Source organism: Mycobacteroides salmoniphilum, assembly GCF_004924335.1.
Taxonomy (GTDB): Bacteria; Actinomycetota; Actinomycetes; order Mycobacteriales; family Mycobacteriaceae; genus Mycobacterium; species Mycobacterium salmoniphilum.
Map to the genome: position 1 here is coordinate 3,546,538 of NZ_CP024633.1, position 14,913 is coordinate 3,561,450.

17 protein-coding genes are annotated in these 14,913 nt (G+C 66.4%); 2 read left to right on the forward strand and 15 right to left on the reverse strand.

Annotated features, from left to right (window positions below; genetic code table 11):
* Positions 1 to 71: 71 nt before the first annotated feature.
* Both DSM43276_RS17600 and guaB read right to left on the reverse strand, forming a co-directional pair.
* Positions 72 to 1,208: a GuaB3 family IMP dehydrogenase-related protein gene (locus DSM43276_RS17600; RefSeq protein WP_078323570.1), complete on the reverse strand. Its 1,137-nt coding sequence runs from the start codon at positions 1,206 to 1,208 to the stop codon at positions 72 to 74.
* Positions 1,209 to 1,234: 26 nt separating this feature from the next.
* Positions 1,235 to 2,770, reverse strand: coding sequence for an IMP dehydrogenase (gene guaB / locus DSM43276_RS17605; RefSeq protein ID WP_078327702.1), 1,536 nt, complete (start codon positions 2,768 to 2,770; stop codon positions 1,235 to 1,237).
* A 163-nt stretch (positions 2,771 to 2,933) separates the two neighbouring features.
* Here guaB and DSM43276_RS17610 point away from each other — a divergent pair, with 163 nt between their 5' ends.
* Positions 2,934 to 3,338 carry a DUF5319 domain-containing protein gene (locus DSM43276_RS17610; protein ID WP_005056069.1) on the forward strand — a complete coding sequence of 135 codons (405 nt, stop codon included), beginning with the start codon at positions 2,934 to 2,936 and terminating at the stop codon, positions 3,336 to 3,338.
* A gap of 17 nt (positions 3,339 to 3,355) precedes the next feature.
* Here the strand turns inward: DSM43276_RS17610 and DSM43276_RS17615 are convergent, their stop codons facing one another.
* The 3 genes from DSM43276_RS17615 to DSM43276_RS17625 form a co-directional block, all read right to left on the reverse strand.
* Positions 3,356 to 4,714, reverse strand: a complete 1,359-nt coding sequence (locus DSM43276_RS17615; RefSeq protein ID WP_078327767.1) for an anti-sigma-D factor RsdA — start codon at positions 4,712 to 4,714, stop codon at positions 3,356 to 3,358.
* Positions 4,707 to 5,285, reverse strand: a complete 579-nt coding sequence (locus DSM43276_RS17620; RefSeq protein ID WP_078323568.1) for a sigma-70 family RNA polymerase sigma factor — start codon at positions 5,283 to 5,285, stop codon at positions 4,707 to 4,709. Before DSM43276_RS17620 ends, DSM43276_RS17615 begins: the two co-directional genes overlap by 8 nt.
* Before the next feature lie 89 nt (positions 5,286 to 5,374).
* Positions 5,375 to 6,208, reverse strand: coding sequence for a hypothetical protein (locus DSM43276_RS17625; RefSeq protein WP_078327703.1), 834 nt, complete (start codon positions 6,206 to 6,208; stop codon positions 5,375 to 5,377).
* A gap of 360 nt (positions 6,209 to 6,568) precedes the next feature.
* Between DSM43276_RS17625 and DSM43276_RS17630 the strand changes: the two genes are divergently transcribed.
* Positions 6,569 to 6,859 (forward strand): WhiB family transcriptional regulator, encoded by a 291-nt coding sequence (locus tag DSM43276_RS17630; protein ID WP_030096777.1) that lies wholly within the window; start codon positions 6,569 to 6,571, stop codon positions 6,857 to 6,859.
* A 72-nt stretch (positions 6,860 to 6,931) separates the two neighbouring features.
* On the opposite strand, the gene DSM43276_RS17635 is transcribed toward DSM43276_RS17630, so the two are convergent.
* The 10 genes from DSM43276_RS17635 to alr all read right to left on the reverse strand — a co-directional run bounded on the left by DSM43276_RS17635 (position 6,932) and on the right by alr (position 14,908).
* Complete coding sequence (locus DSM43276_RS17635) at positions 6,932 to 7,261, reverse strand: DUF4333 domain-containing protein (RefSeq protein WP_078327768.1); 330 nt, start codon at positions 7,259 to 7,261, stop codon at positions 6,932 to 6,934.
* Between the two features lie 90 nt (positions 7,262 to 7,351).
* Complete coding sequence (groL, locus tag DSM43276_RS17640; RefSeq protein ID WP_078323566.1) at positions 7,352 to 8,971, reverse strand: chaperonin GroEL; 1,620 nt, start codon at positions 8,969 to 8,971, stop codon at positions 7,352 to 7,354.
* A gap of 108 nt (positions 8,972 to 9,079) precedes the next feature.
* Entirely contained in the window at positions 9,080 to 9,379 is a 300-nt protein-coding gene (groES, locus tag DSM43276_RS17645; RefSeq protein ID WP_070952100.1) for a co-chaperone GroES, read from the reverse strand.
* Between the two features lie 183 nt (positions 9,380 to 9,562).
* Positions 9,563 to 10,018 (reverse strand): nuclear transport factor 2 family protein, encoded by a 456-nt coding sequence (locus DSM43276_RS17650; RefSeq protein WP_078327704.1) that lies wholly within the window; start codon positions 10,016 to 10,018, stop codon positions 9,563 to 9,565.
* The gene (gene tsaD, locus DSM43276_RS17655; RefSeq protein ID WP_078327705.1) at positions 10,018 to 11,052 is read right to left on the reverse strand and encodes a tRNA (adenosine(37)-N6)-threonylcarbamoyltransferase complex transferase subunit TsaD; all 1,035 of its coding nucleotides are present in this window, start codon (positions 11,050 to 11,052) and stop codon (positions 10,018 to 10,020) included. The genes DSM43276_RS17650 and tsaD overlap by 1 nt, the downstream gene beginning before the upstream one ends.
* 12 nt (positions 11,053 to 11,064) lie before the next feature.
* The gene (gene rimI / locus DSM43276_RS17660; RefSeq protein WP_078327706.1) at positions 11,065 to 11,532 is read right to left on the reverse strand and encodes a ribosomal protein S18-alanine N-acetyltransferase; all 468 of its coding nucleotides are present in this window, start codon (positions 11,530 to 11,532) and stop codon (positions 11,065 to 11,067) included.
* A complete protein-coding gene (tsaB, locus tag DSM43276_RS17665) occupies positions 11,529 to 12,152 on the reverse strand; it encodes a tRNA (adenosine(37)-N6)-threonylcarbamoyltransferase complex dimerization subunit type 1 TsaB (protein WP_078327707.1) in 624 nt (207 codons plus the stop codon). The genes rimI and tsaB overlap by 4 nt, the downstream gene beginning before the upstream one ends.
* A complete protein-coding gene (tsaE, locus tag DSM43276_RS17670; protein WP_078327708.1) occupies positions 12,149 to 12,616 on the reverse strand; it encodes a tRNA (adenosine(37)-N6)-threonylcarbamoyltransferase complex ATPase subunit type 1 TsaE in 468 nt (155 codons plus the stop codon). The genes tsaB and tsaE overlap by 4 nt, the downstream gene beginning before the upstream one ends.
* Entirely contained in the window at positions 12,613 to 13,704 is a 1,092-nt protein-coding gene (locus DSM43276_RS17675) for an alpha/beta fold hydrolase (protein ID WP_078327709.1), read from the reverse strand. The genes tsaE and DSM43276_RS17675 overlap by 4 nt, the downstream gene beginning before the upstream one ends.
* Positions 13,694 to 14,908, reverse strand: a complete 1,215-nt coding sequence (gene alr / locus DSM43276_RS17680; protein WP_234802926.1) for an alanine racemase — start codon at positions 14,906 to 14,908, stop codon at positions 13,694 to 13,696. The genes DSM43276_RS17675 and alr overlap by 11 nt, the downstream gene beginning before the upstream one ends.
* Positions 14,909 to 14,913 lie beyond the last annotated feature (5 nt).

The following is a 14,913-nucleotide window of genomic DNA, read 5'->3' on the forward strand; positions in this document are numbered from 1 at the left end:
CACGTTACCGACCAGTATGGAATACAACGAGGGGGGTTATGTAAATTAGGTCACCCTAAGTAGACACATGTCTAAGAGTTGACGGTCAGCCCGACCTTCTGAAATTCCTTGAGATCGCAGTATCCGGACTTCGCCATCGAACGACGGAGCCCACCAACAAGATTCAACGTGCCGAACGGGTCGTCGGCCGGCCCGGCGAGCACCTCGCTCAGCGGCGGCCGCTCACCCACAGCCACCTGCAACAGTGCGCCACGGGGCAGCGACGGGTGTGCGGCAGCATTCGGCCAGAACCACCCGTCACCCGCGGACTCCTGCGCGGCGGCCAGCGGTGTACCCAGTACGACGGCGTCGGCACCACAGGCGATGGACTTCGCGAGGTCTCCCGAGGTGCGGATGTCGCCGTCGGCCAGCACATGCACATACCGGCCGCCGGTCTCGTCAAGATATTCACGGCGGGCGGCGGCGGCGTCGGCGATGGCGGTGGCCATCGCGACACTGATACCGAGCACCTCGCCGCTGGTCGTCGCGCCCGCGGTCTGCCCGTACCCGACGATGACACCCGCGGCCCCGGTCCGCATCAGGTGCAGGGCCGTGCGGTGATCGATCACACCACCGGCGACCACGGGGATATCCAGTTCGGAGATAAAGGTTTTCAGGTTGAGCGGCTCACCGTCGCGGGCCACCCGCTCGGCCGAGACGATGGTGCCGTGGATGACCAACAGGTCGATACCGGCGGAGATCAGATGGGGGGTGAGCAGCTGCGCGTTCTGCGGGCTCACCCGCACCGCAGTCGTCACCCCGGCCCCGCGCACCTCGGCGATGGCCGCCGCCAACAGCTCAGGATCGATTGGTGCCGAATGCAATTGCTGTAACAAGCGAATCGCGGCGGACGGCTCCGGCTCCTTCTGGGCAACCTCGACCACCTCGGCGATGCGGGCCTCCACATCGGCGTGCCGGCCCCACAGTCCCTCACCGTTGATGACGCCGAGCCCGCCGGCCCGGCCGAGTTCGATGGCGAAGCGCGGAGAAACCAGCGCATCGGTCGGGTGCGCCACCACCGGAATCTCGAAACGGTAAGCATCGAGCTGCCATGCCGTCGACACGTCCTGTGAGGAACGGGTGCGACGCGACGGGACGATGTTCACATCATCGAGTTCGTAGGTACGGCGGGCGCTTCTGCCCATGCCGATTTCGACGAGGTCACGCATGTTGAGTTCCTTTGCGGTGCCGACTGTTAACGCACGTAGTAGTTCGGCGCTTCGGCCGTCATGGTGATGTCATGCGGATGGCTCTCCTTGAGCCCCGCCGCGGTGATCTGTACGAACTGGGCGTGTTGCAGCTCTTCGATGCTCGACGCCCCGGTGTACCCCATGGCAGCGCGCAGGCCGCCCGTCAATTGGTGCATGACTGTCGACAAAGGACCACGGAACGGAACCCGGCCCTCGATGCCCTCAGGCACCAGCTTGTCCTCCGACAGCACGTCGTCCTGGAAGTAGCGGTCCTTCGAATAGCTTCGCCCGGTGTTCCCGGCCGCACCGCGGCCCTGCATGGCACCCATGGACCCCATGCCGCGGTAGCTCTTGAACTGCTTGCCATTGACGAAGATCAGCTCACCGGGCGACTCCGCGGTACCAGCCAGCAGCGACCCCAGCATGGTGGTCGACGCACCCGCCGCAAGCGCTTTGGCGATATCGCCCGAGTACTGCATGCCGCCGTCGGCGATCAGGGGAACACCGGCAGAGTGGCAGACCGACGCCGCCTCGAGGATCGCGGTGATCTGCGGTGCACCGACACCGGCCACCACGCGGGTGGTGCAGATGGAACCGGGGCCCACCCCGACCTTCACCGCGTCGGCGCCCGCCTCGATGAGCGCCGCGGCGCCCGACCGGGTGGCGACGTTCCCACCGACCACGTCGACCCGCTCGCCCACCTCGGCCTTGAGCTTGCCGACCATGTCCAGCACCTTGCGGTTATGCGCGTGCGCGGTGTCCACGATCAGCACGTCGACACCGGCGTCCACGAGCGCCATGGCCCGCGTCCAGGCATCATCGCCCACACCGACGGCCGCGCCGACCAGAAGCCGTCCGTCGCTGTCCTTGGTGGCATTGGGGTGCTGTTCGGTCTTCGCGAAATCCTTGACCGTGATGAGGCCGGTCAGACGACCCTCCCCATCGACGATGGGCAGCTTCTCGATCTTGTTGCGCCGCAGCAGACCCAGCGCGGCGTCGGCGGTCACTCCCTGGCGCGCGGTGATCAGCGGCGGCTTGGTCATCACCTCCGCGACCGATTTGGACAGGTCCGCCTCGAACCGCATATCGCGGTTGGTGATGATGCCGACGAGCGAACCTGCCTTGTCGACGACCGGCAGACCCGAGATGCGGAACCGAGCACACAGTGCGTCGACCTCGGCGAGGGTGTTGTCGGGCGAGCAGGTCACCGGGTTGGTCACCATGCCGGCCTCGGACCGCTTGACGGTCTCGACCTGACCGGCCTGGTCCTCCAGGGAGAGGTTGCGATGCAACACCCCCATACCTCCCGCACGGGCCATCGCGATGGCCATTCGGGCCTCGGTCACCGTGTCCATCGCCGAGCTGACGAGCGGGACGTTCAGCCTGATCCGCTTCGTCAGCTGCGAGGACGTGTCGGCGCCGTTGGGCAACACGTCCGAGGCTGCGGGCAGCAACAGCACATCATCAAAGGTCAACCCGAGCATGGCGACCTTGTGCGGATCGTCGCCGCCGGTGTGGACGGACCCTGCCGCAATGGTCATTCAAGCCTCCATGCCAGATAGCCGTCGTATACATCCCAGGAGTGGAATGGAAAGGAGTAGATCCATCCTATCGGCTCGCCGCGGCCGCAATCTCCCGGACGTGTGCTTGGACATGCCCCACGTGAGCTGGCGCGCGAACCCGCGAACTGCGTACTCTAGGAGTGTGCGCGACCACTTTCCGCCGGGATTGCCACCAGATCCGTTCGCCGACGATCCCCATGATCCGTCGGCCGCACTCGACGCGATCGAGCCGGGTCAGCCGCTCGATCCGCAGGAGCGGATCGCGGTCGAGGAAGATCTCGCCGACCTCGCGGTCTATGAGGCGTTGCTCGCGCATAAGGGAATTCGCGGGTTGGTCGTTTGCTGTGACGAATGCCAGCAGGACCACTATCACGACTGGGACATGCTCCGCGCGAACCTGCTGCAGCTGCTCGTGGACGGGACCGTGCGACCACACGAGCCCGCCTTCGATCCGGAGCCGGAAGCTTATGTGACCTGGGATTATTGCCGCGGATACGCGGATGCCTCACTCAACGAGGCCGCGACGGATCGCGACGGATTCCGCTGATTTAGCCGCTCTGGAGCTTATTCGCCGGAGCTCGAACCCGACCCGCTGCCGTGGCTCGACGATCCACCCCCGGGATTGGCCGGCGCCACCGGCACCGAGGTCATCACCGGCATGTGCCGTGACGGACCGTCGGAGTCAGAGCCCGCACTCCCGCCACTGCCCGGGAAACCATGGATGTTCCCGGAGCCTGGACTGTTGACGGGTGCCTGATAGACCGGCACCGGGTTATCAGGGGTGCGCGTAATCGGGGACGGAGCCTGGATCGTCGTCGGCGCGGTGATGACGGGGGTGTCCACCGCTCCCCGCTGGGTGGTGACGATGGTCACCCCGTCGGGAGTGGTGGGGACAGTCACAACGGGGGCCGTCGAGGGCGCCGTGGTGCTGACCGTCGACCCCGCCACGGATGTGGACGGCGTGGGCACCGTCGTCGTCACCGGCGCACTGGAGGTGGCGGAGGTGGCCGTCGATGTCGCGCTCGGCGGCGTCGATGTGGCCGACACGGAGGTCGAAGTCGATGTCGACGTGGAGCTCGGCGATGCGGAGCCGGAGGTGCTCGTTGACGTCGAACTGGTCGTCTCTGTCGGCGACGAGGCTGTGGTGGTCGTCTCCGTCGGCGACGAGGGCGTCGTCGTCGGGGTCGTCGTCGTAGCCGTGGATTCCGATGACGTCGAAGTCACCGAGGTCGTCGTGCTCGTGACGGTCGCAATCACCGGAGGCGACAGCATGATTCGCGGTGTCTCGGTCACCATCTCCGGCGGCACCGTCGCCACGGGGTCCTTGGCGTCGATTCTGACCTCCGCCTGCTGCACCCGGCTGGCCAGTTCGGCCTTCTGCTGGGCGTCGCCGACCTCGTTGACGCGCGCGGCGGCCACCCCGAGCTGCTGCTGCGCACCCTCCCAATCACCTTGGGAAATAAGCTTTTCCACCTGAGCGAGCTCAGTCTGCGCCGACAACACCACGGGATCGGTGCGCACCGTCGGGCCCGCACCGAACAACGAAGTACGCAGTCCGTACAACGCGTCACCGGGATGCGATTGGTGTACCGCCGCCCCGAATCCGCCGAACAGCAACGTCACGGCGGCAGCCGAACCCACCGTGGTGGCCAGCAGCCGCGAACGACCACCGCGATCACGCAAGGCGTTACGCGCCTGCCCAAGCGTGGGTTTGGCCGGCATCGGCTCGCGCCCGACATCCTCGCGCCACGCCGCCAACATCATCGCCACGGCGTACTCGTCGGAATCGGAGGTGGCCACCGGCAGATCCGCCGCGATGGCATCGATCATCCGGTTGGTGCGCCGCAGTGCCGCCAGGTCCTCGGGCCCCTCGTCGCCCTGCCTGCCCGGCCCGCCGGGGAACCATCCGCGTCCATCAGCCACGGTGATCACCCGCCCGGGTCATCTCGGTCTTGAGTCTCTGCAATGCCCGGTGCTGCGCCACGCGTACCGCGCCCGCGCTGCTGCCCACCGCGTCGGCGGTCTCCTCCGCCGACAGGCCGACAACGACCCGCAGGATCAGGATCTCGCGCTGCTTCTCGGGCAGCACTTCCAGCAGGGCCTGCATCCGTCGTGACGACTCGGAGTTCAACGCCTCCTGCTCGGGCCCCGCGTGGCGATCGAACTGCTCGGGAAGGCTCTCGGCCGGATCGGACTTGTCCCGAGCCATCGCACGATGCGCATCAGCCACCTTGTGTGCGGCGATGCCGTACACAAACGCCAGGAACGGGCGTCCCTGATCCTGATAGCGAGGCAGCGCTGCGATCACCGCGAGACACACCTCCTGCGCTACGTCGTCTGCGGAGAGACCACTTCTTTCCGCCGTTCCGACACGCGCGCGGCAATATCGCACCACGACGGGCCGGATGGCACTAAGTACCTCGGAAAGCGCGTCGCGATCGCCCTTGACGGCAGCAGCAACGACGTCGTCGAGCCCGCTCTCCGTACTTGTCATCGACTGCGCATTCCCCAGTGTTACGTGTGGTGCACCGTGGTGGTGCTGTCACCTAGGACAATAGCGTTGGACGCCGAGGGGTAACGCATTTAGTCCACCACCTCGAGGCGCCACCGGCCGCCCGCGTGGGCTATCCATGCGGCACAGTCGCGGCGAATAGCAACGAGGTCTTCATGGCTTTGCCCCAGCTCCTCAGAGGCGGGCAGACTCGCCAGCATCGCCGCCAGCGCCCAGCGCAGCGGTACCAGCCCATGGGCCGTCGCGGCCTGCAGACCCCGTGCCGCAACGACCGCCGATTCTGCGACATCGCCCACGCTACTGAGCGCAGCCGCGAGCACCATCGCCGTCTTGACCTGGTGTCTTACCGACGGCACGTCCAGTGCGAGCCGTTCGGCGGTACGGGCATACCGCAGCGATCGCGCGCCGTCACCGGACACCATGGCCAGCTCGGCATGCACCCAGGCCAGCCGCAGGGGCAGGCGCCATGGCCAACGAACATCGCCGTGCGCGGATAGCCGCTCCGCCTGTTCCAGTAGCGCGTGAGCAAGCGGGAATCGCCCCAGCCCCAGCGCATCCGCCGCCAACCCGACGAGCGCGTCAGACCGAGCCTCCGCGTCCGCACGGGCCATCGCCAACGCTCGGCCGTCGAACCCACGGGCCAGCGCATGCCACCCGAGCTGACGCAGGAGCGACGCACGTGTGCTCAGCGCCAGCGAGGCCAGCCGATCCGCGCGACCCCTCGGCACCTCCAAGGCGTTCAAGTCGGCGTGCGCGGCGGCATAGCGTCCCGCTCCCCCCAGCGCCACGGCGCGCAGCCAGGCATCCTCAGGTGCCGAGGCGGGCGGAAATGGCCAGATTGCTGGATGCGGTCCGAAGGCGGCGCCGATGAACTCGGCGGCTGTGGACGTTCGGAAAGTCACCATGGGAGCGGTCACGGTACCAATTCCCTCGAAAATGGAGTTAACAGTTGATGCAGCGGACGTTAAATCCACGTCAACGGGTGTCGTAAACAGTTGCCCAACGCAGCGTTACGGAAACGGAAAACCCACGGCCAAAACACGCTGACCACGCAGGTGAGCGAGCGTTACGTACCAACGAAGAGCAAAGACGATGAACGTGATGTTAATTCTGGACCTAATGGTGTGATGTTGCCATGATCATCGCCTATTGACTGTATTTCGACCGCGCACCTACTTTGTGTACACCGCTTGTCATCGGCGACACGTCTGGTGCACTTCACTCACGCGCAGGTCGACTGCGCGCGCAGCGAGAGGGTTAACCACATGCCGCAGCCACAGCAATTGCCTGGGCCCAACGCAGATATTTGGGATTGGCAGATGAAAGGCCTTTGCCGAGGGGTCGATTCGTCCGTGTTCTTCCATCCCGACGGTGAACGCGGCCGTGCCCGCGCACAACGCGAGATGAAGGCCAAGGAGATGTGCCGGGCATGCCCGGTGCTGGTGCAGTGCCGCGCACACGCGCTGGCAGTCGCCGAACCGTATGGAATTTGGGGTGGACTCTCCGAGTCCGAGCGCGAACTGATTCTGCGCCGCGGGATACGCCGCAGCGCCTAACACGTGCAGCATGCGTTGGGCCCCCGCAACCATCCATCGGGTTGCGGGGGCCCAACGTTTGCGGAGACCGATCTAGGTGACCGAGCCCGCCGGCCGGTCGTCGACCTTCCAGTTGAAGGAGATCTGCGATCCCTGAACGTCGGTTGCCGTCACGGTGACACCGATCGCCTTCCCCTCGCCATCGACGACCTCGCACCGTTGCGTGGCGCCCTTCTCCCCCTTCAACGGCCCGTCGCACGTGGCGCTGCTGAGCGTGACCCCGGTCCTGTCCCTGATTCCGTCCTTGAGCCCCTGCTCCAGCTTCGCCTTGACGAGCTCAGGGGACGATGATCCCAAGCTGAAGTTCGCCTCGCAGCCCGAGAGCAGTAGCCCGGCCAGGACAAGCGCCGTCAGTCGCGACAGGTGAGTGGCCATCTGTCCAGTAAACCTCCGCACAGCACAGACGAAAACACCCCCGGCTTCATGGGCCGGGGGTGTTTCTCGTAGCGCTATCTAGTGAGCGTGACCGTGGTGTCCGTGCCCGTGGTCGGCCTGTTCCGCCGGCTTCTCCACGATGGCGGTCTCCGTGGTCAGGATCATCCGGGCGGCCGACGCGGCGTTGATGACCGCCGAACGGGTCACCTTCACGGGGTCGATGACACCGTCGGCGATCAGATCGCCGTACTCCAACGTCGCGGCGTTGAAGCCGTGCCCGGCGTCCAGCTCGGCCACCTTGCTGACCACGACGGCTCCGTCCAGCCCCGCATTGGTGGCGATCCAGAACAGTGGCGCGGACAACGCGGCTTCGAATACGTCGACGCCCTTGGCCTCGTCACCCTTGAGCTCGACACGCAAGCCGTCCAGCGCCGAACGGGCCTGCACCAGGGCGCTACCGCCACCGGCGACGATGCCCTCCTCCACGGCCGCCTTAGCGGCCGAGACGGCGTCCTCCACGCGGTGCTTGCGCTCCTTGAGCGCGGTGTCGGTGGCAGCGCCCACCTTGATCACCGCGACGCCGCCGGCCAGCTTGGCGAGGCGCTCCTGCAGCTTCTCGCGGTCCCAGTCCGAGTCGGTGGTTTCGATCTCCGCCTTCAGCTGGGCAACGCGCGCCTTGATGGCGTCCTCGGTGCCGCCGCCTTCGACGATGACCGTCTCGTCCTTGCTCACCACGATGCGGCGGGCGGTGCCGAGCACCTCGATGCCTGCCTCGCGCAGCGACAGACCCACATCGGGGTTGACCACCTGGGCGTTGGTGACGATGGCCAGGTCCTCCAGGAACGCCTTGCGGCGGTCACCGAAGAACGGCGCCTTGACCGCGACGGCCTTGAGGGTCTTGCGTATTGCGTTGACGACCAGGGTGGACAGCGGCTCGCCCTCGACGTCCTCGGCCACGATCAGCAGCGGCTTGCCCTCCTTGGCCACCAGCTCCAGCAGCGGCAGCAGATCGGGCAGCGAGCTGATCTTGTCGCGGTGCAGCAGCACCAGCGCGTCTTCCAGGATCGCCTTCTGCTCGTCGAAGTCGGTCACGAAGTACTGCGACAGGTAGCCCTTGTCGAACTGCACACCGTCGGTGATGACCAGCTCGGTGTTGATGGTCGACGATTCCTCGACACTGACCACACCGTCCCGGCCGACCTTGGTCATGGCCTGGCCAACCAACTCGCCGATCTCGGCGTCACGCGAGGAGACCGTGGCCACCTGGGCGATGGCGTGCTCGCCGGATACCGGGGCGGCCACCGTCAGCAGACGCTCGGACACCGCATCCGCGGCGCGGGCGATACCGGTGCCGAGTGCGATCGGGTTGGCACCGGCGGCCACATTGCGCAGGCCGGCCTTGACCAGCGCCTGGGCCAGCACCGTGGCGGTGGTGGTGCCATCACCGGCGACGTCATTGGTCTTGGTCGCCACCGACTTGACGAGCTGGGCGCCCAAGTTCTCGAACGGGTCCTCCAGGTCGATATCGCGGGCGATGGTGACGCCGTCGTTGGTCACGGCGGGACCGCCGAATGCCTTGGCCAGCACCACGTGCCGTCCACGGGGACCGAGCGTGACCTTGACCACGTCGGCCAGCTTGTTGACCCCAGCTTCCAGGGCGCGGCGCGCGGTCTCATTGAATTCGATCAGCTTGCTCATGAGTTCTCTCTATTCGGCTGATTCAGTACCGGACAGGAATGTGTGAAAACGCGTGCCGCCCCGGAAATCGCCTGCGATGCAGGCCGATTCCGGGGCGGTCACACGGTGTTACTTGCTAACGACAGCCAGCACGTCGCGAGCCGACAGGATCAGGTACTCCTCGCCGTTGTACTTGATCTCGGTGCCGCCGTACTTGCTGTAGATGACGACGTCGCCTTCGGACACGTCCAGGGGGATCCGCTTGTCGCCATCCTCATCCCAGCGGCCGGGGCCAACTGCGACGACGGTGCCTTCTTGCGGCTTCTCCTTGGCGGTGTCCGGGATGACCAGACCGGAAGCAGTCGTGGTCTCGGCCTCATTGGCCTGAACGAGGATCTTGTCCTCGAGTGGCTTGATGTTCACGGCCACAGTGATCCCTTTCCCTCTCAGGGTGGCTCGGTGGGCCTGATGCCCATGAGCCTGGATTGTCAACAGATGTTTCGGCGGCCGGATGAGTGTCGCGCCGTCGTCGCGGGAGCCGACACGACGTCCAACCGATCGCCATCTAGCACTCTATACATGAGAGTGCTAGCGCTCAAGGCTGGGTTCTTGTTACCCGCTCAGAGTCCCGGGATCGATGAGCAGATGCGCCGACACATCGCCGACCATCTCGACATCCACCCGGCGCGAGCTGAAGTACCAACCCCACTCGTCCCGGGCGAACGTGTCCCGGTATCGGCCCACGACGATCGGCTGCAGCGGCAGCTGCTCGGTGGCCTGCACCACGCAAAACGTCGACCGAGCCGAGGCTGCGCCGTCGCCGGTGACCTCGACGATCGGGTTGAGCACCAGATGCCTGGTGCGTGGCGTGCCGCCGGTCTCGCGGTAGCGGCGGGTGGTGGTGAAGAAGAGTTTGGTGATGGCCGAGGCGCCGGAGACGCTCCCCTGCTGCCCACCGAAGGAGCCGCGGCCAAGGAGCTCGCCGACCCCGTCGAAATCCCCTGCGTCCATCAGCTCGGCGTACAGGTACAGCAGATCCGTGACGGCAAGCCGGTCGGCCACGCTCATCACCGCACCTGACCCTTCACGACCGGCAGCCCCGGATCCGTGGCGGCCTGCAGCGAGGACGGCTGCGCCCCCGCGGCCACCAGGTGCGCTGCGAAGGAGGCGATCATGGCGCCGTTGTCGGTGCACAACCGCAGCGGCGGCACGCGAAGCGTCAGGCCTGCCTCGGCGCACCGCTGCTCAGCGAGTTCACGCACCCGCGAGTTGGCGGCCACACCACCGGCGATCAACAGCGTCGACACTCCCAGATCCGTCGCCGCACGCACCGCCTTCATGGTCAGTACATCGGCCACCGCCTCCTGAAATCCCGCAGCCACAGCCGCCGGCGAGAAATCGGGTGCTTCACGGTGTTTTTCGACGTAGCGTGCGACGGCCGTCTTGAGCCCCGAGAAGCTGAAGCTATGCCTGTCGTCGCGCGGCCCCGTCATCCCGCGCGGAAACGGAACCGCGGACGAATTGCCTTGCTGTGCAAGCTCATCAAGTGCCTTGCCGCCCGGGTACCCCAGACCGAGTAGCCGGGCCACCTTGTCGTAGGCCTCACCGGCAGCATCGTCGACCGTGGCACCGAGCTCCTCGATGGGCTCGGCAAGCGACCGCACGTGCAACAGGCTGGTGTGTCCACCCGAGACCAACAGCGCCACGCATTCGGGTAGCGGCCCGTTCTCGTAGACGTCGGCGGCGATGTGCCCGCCCAGATGATTGACGCCGTAGAAGGGGATCCCCCAGGCCAACGCCAGGCCCTTGGCCGCCGAGACCCCGACAAGCAGCGCCCCCGCCAATCCGGGCCCGATGGTCGCGGCGATCACGTCAGGCTTCTGCACCCCCGCGATGTCCAGCGCACGCCGGGCGGTGACACCGAGCGCCTCCAGATGTGCGCGGGACGCGATCTCGGGTACCACTCCGCCGAAACGTGCGTGCTCGTCGACACTGGAGGCCACCTCGTCGGCCAACAGCACCACCGACCCGTCCGGGGTCAGCTCGGCGATACCCACTCCGGTTTCATCGCAGGAGCTTTCAATGGCGAGGATGACTGTCATGGCCGCATCAGCCTATTTCACGGCGCCGTGCGCAGGGCGTTTCATGGTGAAGGCATCGGCCCCACTGCCCGGGTAGTACCGCTTGCGCACGCCGACCGTCTCGAATCCGGTGCCCTGATACAGCGCGATCGCCGCCTCGTTGTCGGTGCGCACCTCCAGGAACACCGGCCCCGGGTCCCGATCCGCATACGCGAGCAACGCATCCAGCAAGCGCTGTCCGATCCCCTGCTTCTGATAGGCGGGATCCACACCGATGGTGTGGATCTCGTACTCCGGTTCCTGATTCCCCAACCGCGAGATGCCGCCGTATCCCACCACCGTGTACCCGTCCCTGGCCGCCAGGTAATAGATGTGGGTAGAGGCGAGTTCGGCACGGAATGCCGACTCCGGCCACGGGTCATCGCCGGCGAACAGAACCGACTCGAGTTCGGCGCACCGACCAGCGTCGCGCCGGCGAAGCGGCTTGAGCACGATCGTCATCGACGCGGTTCTTTGGCATCGGGGCGCCGCAGATACAGCGGAGTCAGGGCACCCGGGGGCTGGCTCCAGTCCACCGCCTGCACCAGCCGGGATGGCGACGGGTACTGGCGGTCGAGCACCGGGAGGTCGAAAAGCGCTGTGTGGTCCGGCGATCCGGCCACCCAGGTGAATCCCTCTAACGACACGTCTGTGGGCGCGTCGACGGCTGGGCCGCTGATGCGTGTGCCGTCCCGATAACCGGCCCAGTACACCTCACGCCGGCGCGCGTCGGTGACGACGAGAACGCTGCCGGTGGTCCCGTAACCGATGGCGTCGAGCGTGCACACCGGGTACACCGGAATATCCAGCGCCAGGCCCATGGCCGATGCGGTCGCCATGCCTACGCGCAGTCCCGTGAACGGACCCGGGCCGCAACCCACCACGATCGCGTCGAGCTCGCCGACCGGTACGCCGGCGTCCGCGCAGGCAGCTCCGATGTTAGGAGTGAGGGCCTCGGCATGCCCCTTGGCGCCCATGGTGATTCGTTCAGAAAGGGTCTGCGCCGATCCATCTGGGGCGCGCCTGACAAGCCCCGCCGTGATGGCAGGGGTGGCCGTATCCACGGCGAGTATCACGCTCATGACTCGCGGCTCCAATGCCAGGTTGCGGTGCGCTCATCGGAGTCGGCTGCACGTTCCAGCCGGATGTCCAGATGGTGTTCCGAGAGCCGTTCGGCAAGCCCCTCTCCCCATTCGACGACGACCACCGAATCGTCCAGGTCGGTATCGAGGTCCAATGAGTCGAGTTCGCCAATCAGGTCGGCACTTTGATGTTCCAGCAATCGGTAGACGTCCACGTGCACCAGCGCCGGGGCCCCGGGGCGGCGCGCCTCATGAACCCGCGCGAGCACGTACGACGGCGAGGTCACCGGGCCGTCGACATCCATGCCCTGCGCAATCCCCTTGGTCAATGCCGTCTTTCCGGCCCCGAGGGGCCCGCTGAGAACCACGACATCGCCCGCGGCCAGGTCGCGTCCGATCCGCGCTCCGAAGTCCAGCGTGTCCTGCGGCGTCGGCAAGGCGACGCTTCCCGACTCATCGATCACAGCCCGGTCCGATCGCGCAGGCGCTGTTTGATGGCGGCGAAAAGTGTTGGGGTTGAACGCCTGACTAGCCGATCGATGCCGTCGTTGACGATTCCCGGATGCTCCAGTTGCACCAGATGTCCCGATTCGCGCACCAGGATCAGCTCACTGAGCCCACTCGTTCCCCATTGCGCTGCCATGGACTCCGATTGGACTTGCGGAGTCAGCATGTCCGTATCACCACACACCACCAGACTGGGCAGCGGCGCGATCGTCGGCAGTGCCGCGGTCTCATCGTGTTCCTCCAATGCCCGCAGGAAATCCACGATGGTCGTGACGGGTGTCTGATGGATCATCCGCTCGCTGAACTTCACCAGCGTGGGGCTCACCCGCTGGCCACCGTACGAGGCGGCCTGCAGCACCGGACCCACGAGTGACTTGACCGCGCCGCGGCCGTGGTGGGCAGGACGCGGCGCGTAATGCACGGCCGTCCGCAGAACGCGCAGCGCCGGATTGCGCAACCCCTCGCCAATCGCCGTGTGCGAAAGACCTTCGGCCGCACTGGCGATCAACCCGACTCCGACAATCCTGCGGCCATACTGCTCGGGATGGCGGCCTGCGTGCGCGAGGATGGTCATACCGCCCATCGAATGCCCCACCAGAACCGCATTGCCCCGGGGCACCAACACCCGTAGCACCGATTCGAGGTCATCGCCGAGCTGTCTGATGGTGCACGACTTCGGGGCAGGAAGACCCGAGCGCCCGTGTCCGCGTTGGTCATAGAAGACCATCCGAACCTGGTCGCCCCAGCGGCCAGCAAGCTCGCGGCGCTGGAAATGAAAGGACGCCATCTGCAGACAGAATCCGTGTACGAACACGACCGTCAGCGGCGCATTCGAGGGACCCACCTCGCGAACCGCGAGCGGCACACCGTCATCGGTCATCACAATGCTGCCGCGATCGGTCTCCAGCAGGTCGAAGTCCTCATCGCGGTAAGGATCGTCGAACCTGCGTCTACCGATCGAGCGCGCGGTGCCGACACCGGCCACCGTGACCACGGCACCAAGCCCTGCCACGCCGGCCAGCCAGGCGTTCGACTTACTGCTCAACGGACCTGGAATCCCGGTACGTCCGCACGACCCTGCCCCGGGGGCAGGTGACCACTTCGTAGGCGATGGTGTCGAGCAGCTCTGCCCAGTCCTGCGCGGTCGGTTCTCCGTCCACGCCCGGCCCGAAAAGCGTCGCGACATCGCCCGACTTCACCCCGGCCTCGTTGTCGCCCAGATCGACCACGAACTGGTCCATGCAGACCCGTCCGATGTTGGGGTAGCGGCGCCCACCGATCGCCACCTCGAAGCGGTTGCCCAGTCCGCGGATCACACCGTCGGCGTAACCGATGCCCACGAGCGCCGCGTTGGTGTCGTGCGAGGCCGTCCACACGTGCCCGTAGGACACCCCCTCACCGGCCCGCACCGGCTTCACCGAGGACACCGCACAGGTCAGGGACATCGCCGGAATCAGACCAAAGGATCGATCTCCCGGACCGGACGTCGCCGACTCAGCGGCTCCGGGCATCGGACTGATGCCGTACAGCGCGATACCCGTACGCACCATGTCATAGCGGGCATCGGGTCGGGTCAACGTGGCCGCCGAATTCGACAGGTGCGCCACCTCGTAACGTAATCCCAGGCCACGCGCCAATTCGAGTGCCTCGTTGAACCGGCCGATCTGCATATCGATGGTGGGATTACCGGGCTGATCGGCATATGCGAAATGAGACATGATGCCGCGCAACCGGATTGACTGTTCGGCCTGCGCCTTCGCCACGGCCTCGAAGAGGTCACGGGTGTACTCGGCCGGTACTCCATTGCGATTGAGCCCCGTGTCCACCTTGACGGTCGTGATCGCCTGACACCCGGTCGATCGCGCCGCCTCGAGCAGCTCACCGAGCTGATCGAGTGAGGACACGGCGACCTCGACATCGGCCATCAGCGCGGCGGCGTAGTCGGCGCCCGGCGCGTGCAGCCAGGCGAGCAACGGCGCGCCGATCCCGCCCGCGCGAACCCGCAGCGCCTCGCTGATGGTGGCGACACCCAGCTCGTCGGCTCCCGCGGCGAGCGCGGCACGTGCCACCTGCACAGCTCCGTGCCCATACCCATCGGCCTTGACGACCACCATGAGCCGTGCCGGACCGGCGTACTCGCGCAGCAACCCAACGTTATGCGCGATGGCGCCGAGGTCGATGACGGCCTGAGCCGTGGTCTCTCCCCTGTTCGGCGGGAGACCGGCTGCTGTCTGCGGAATTTTCGTCACCGCCC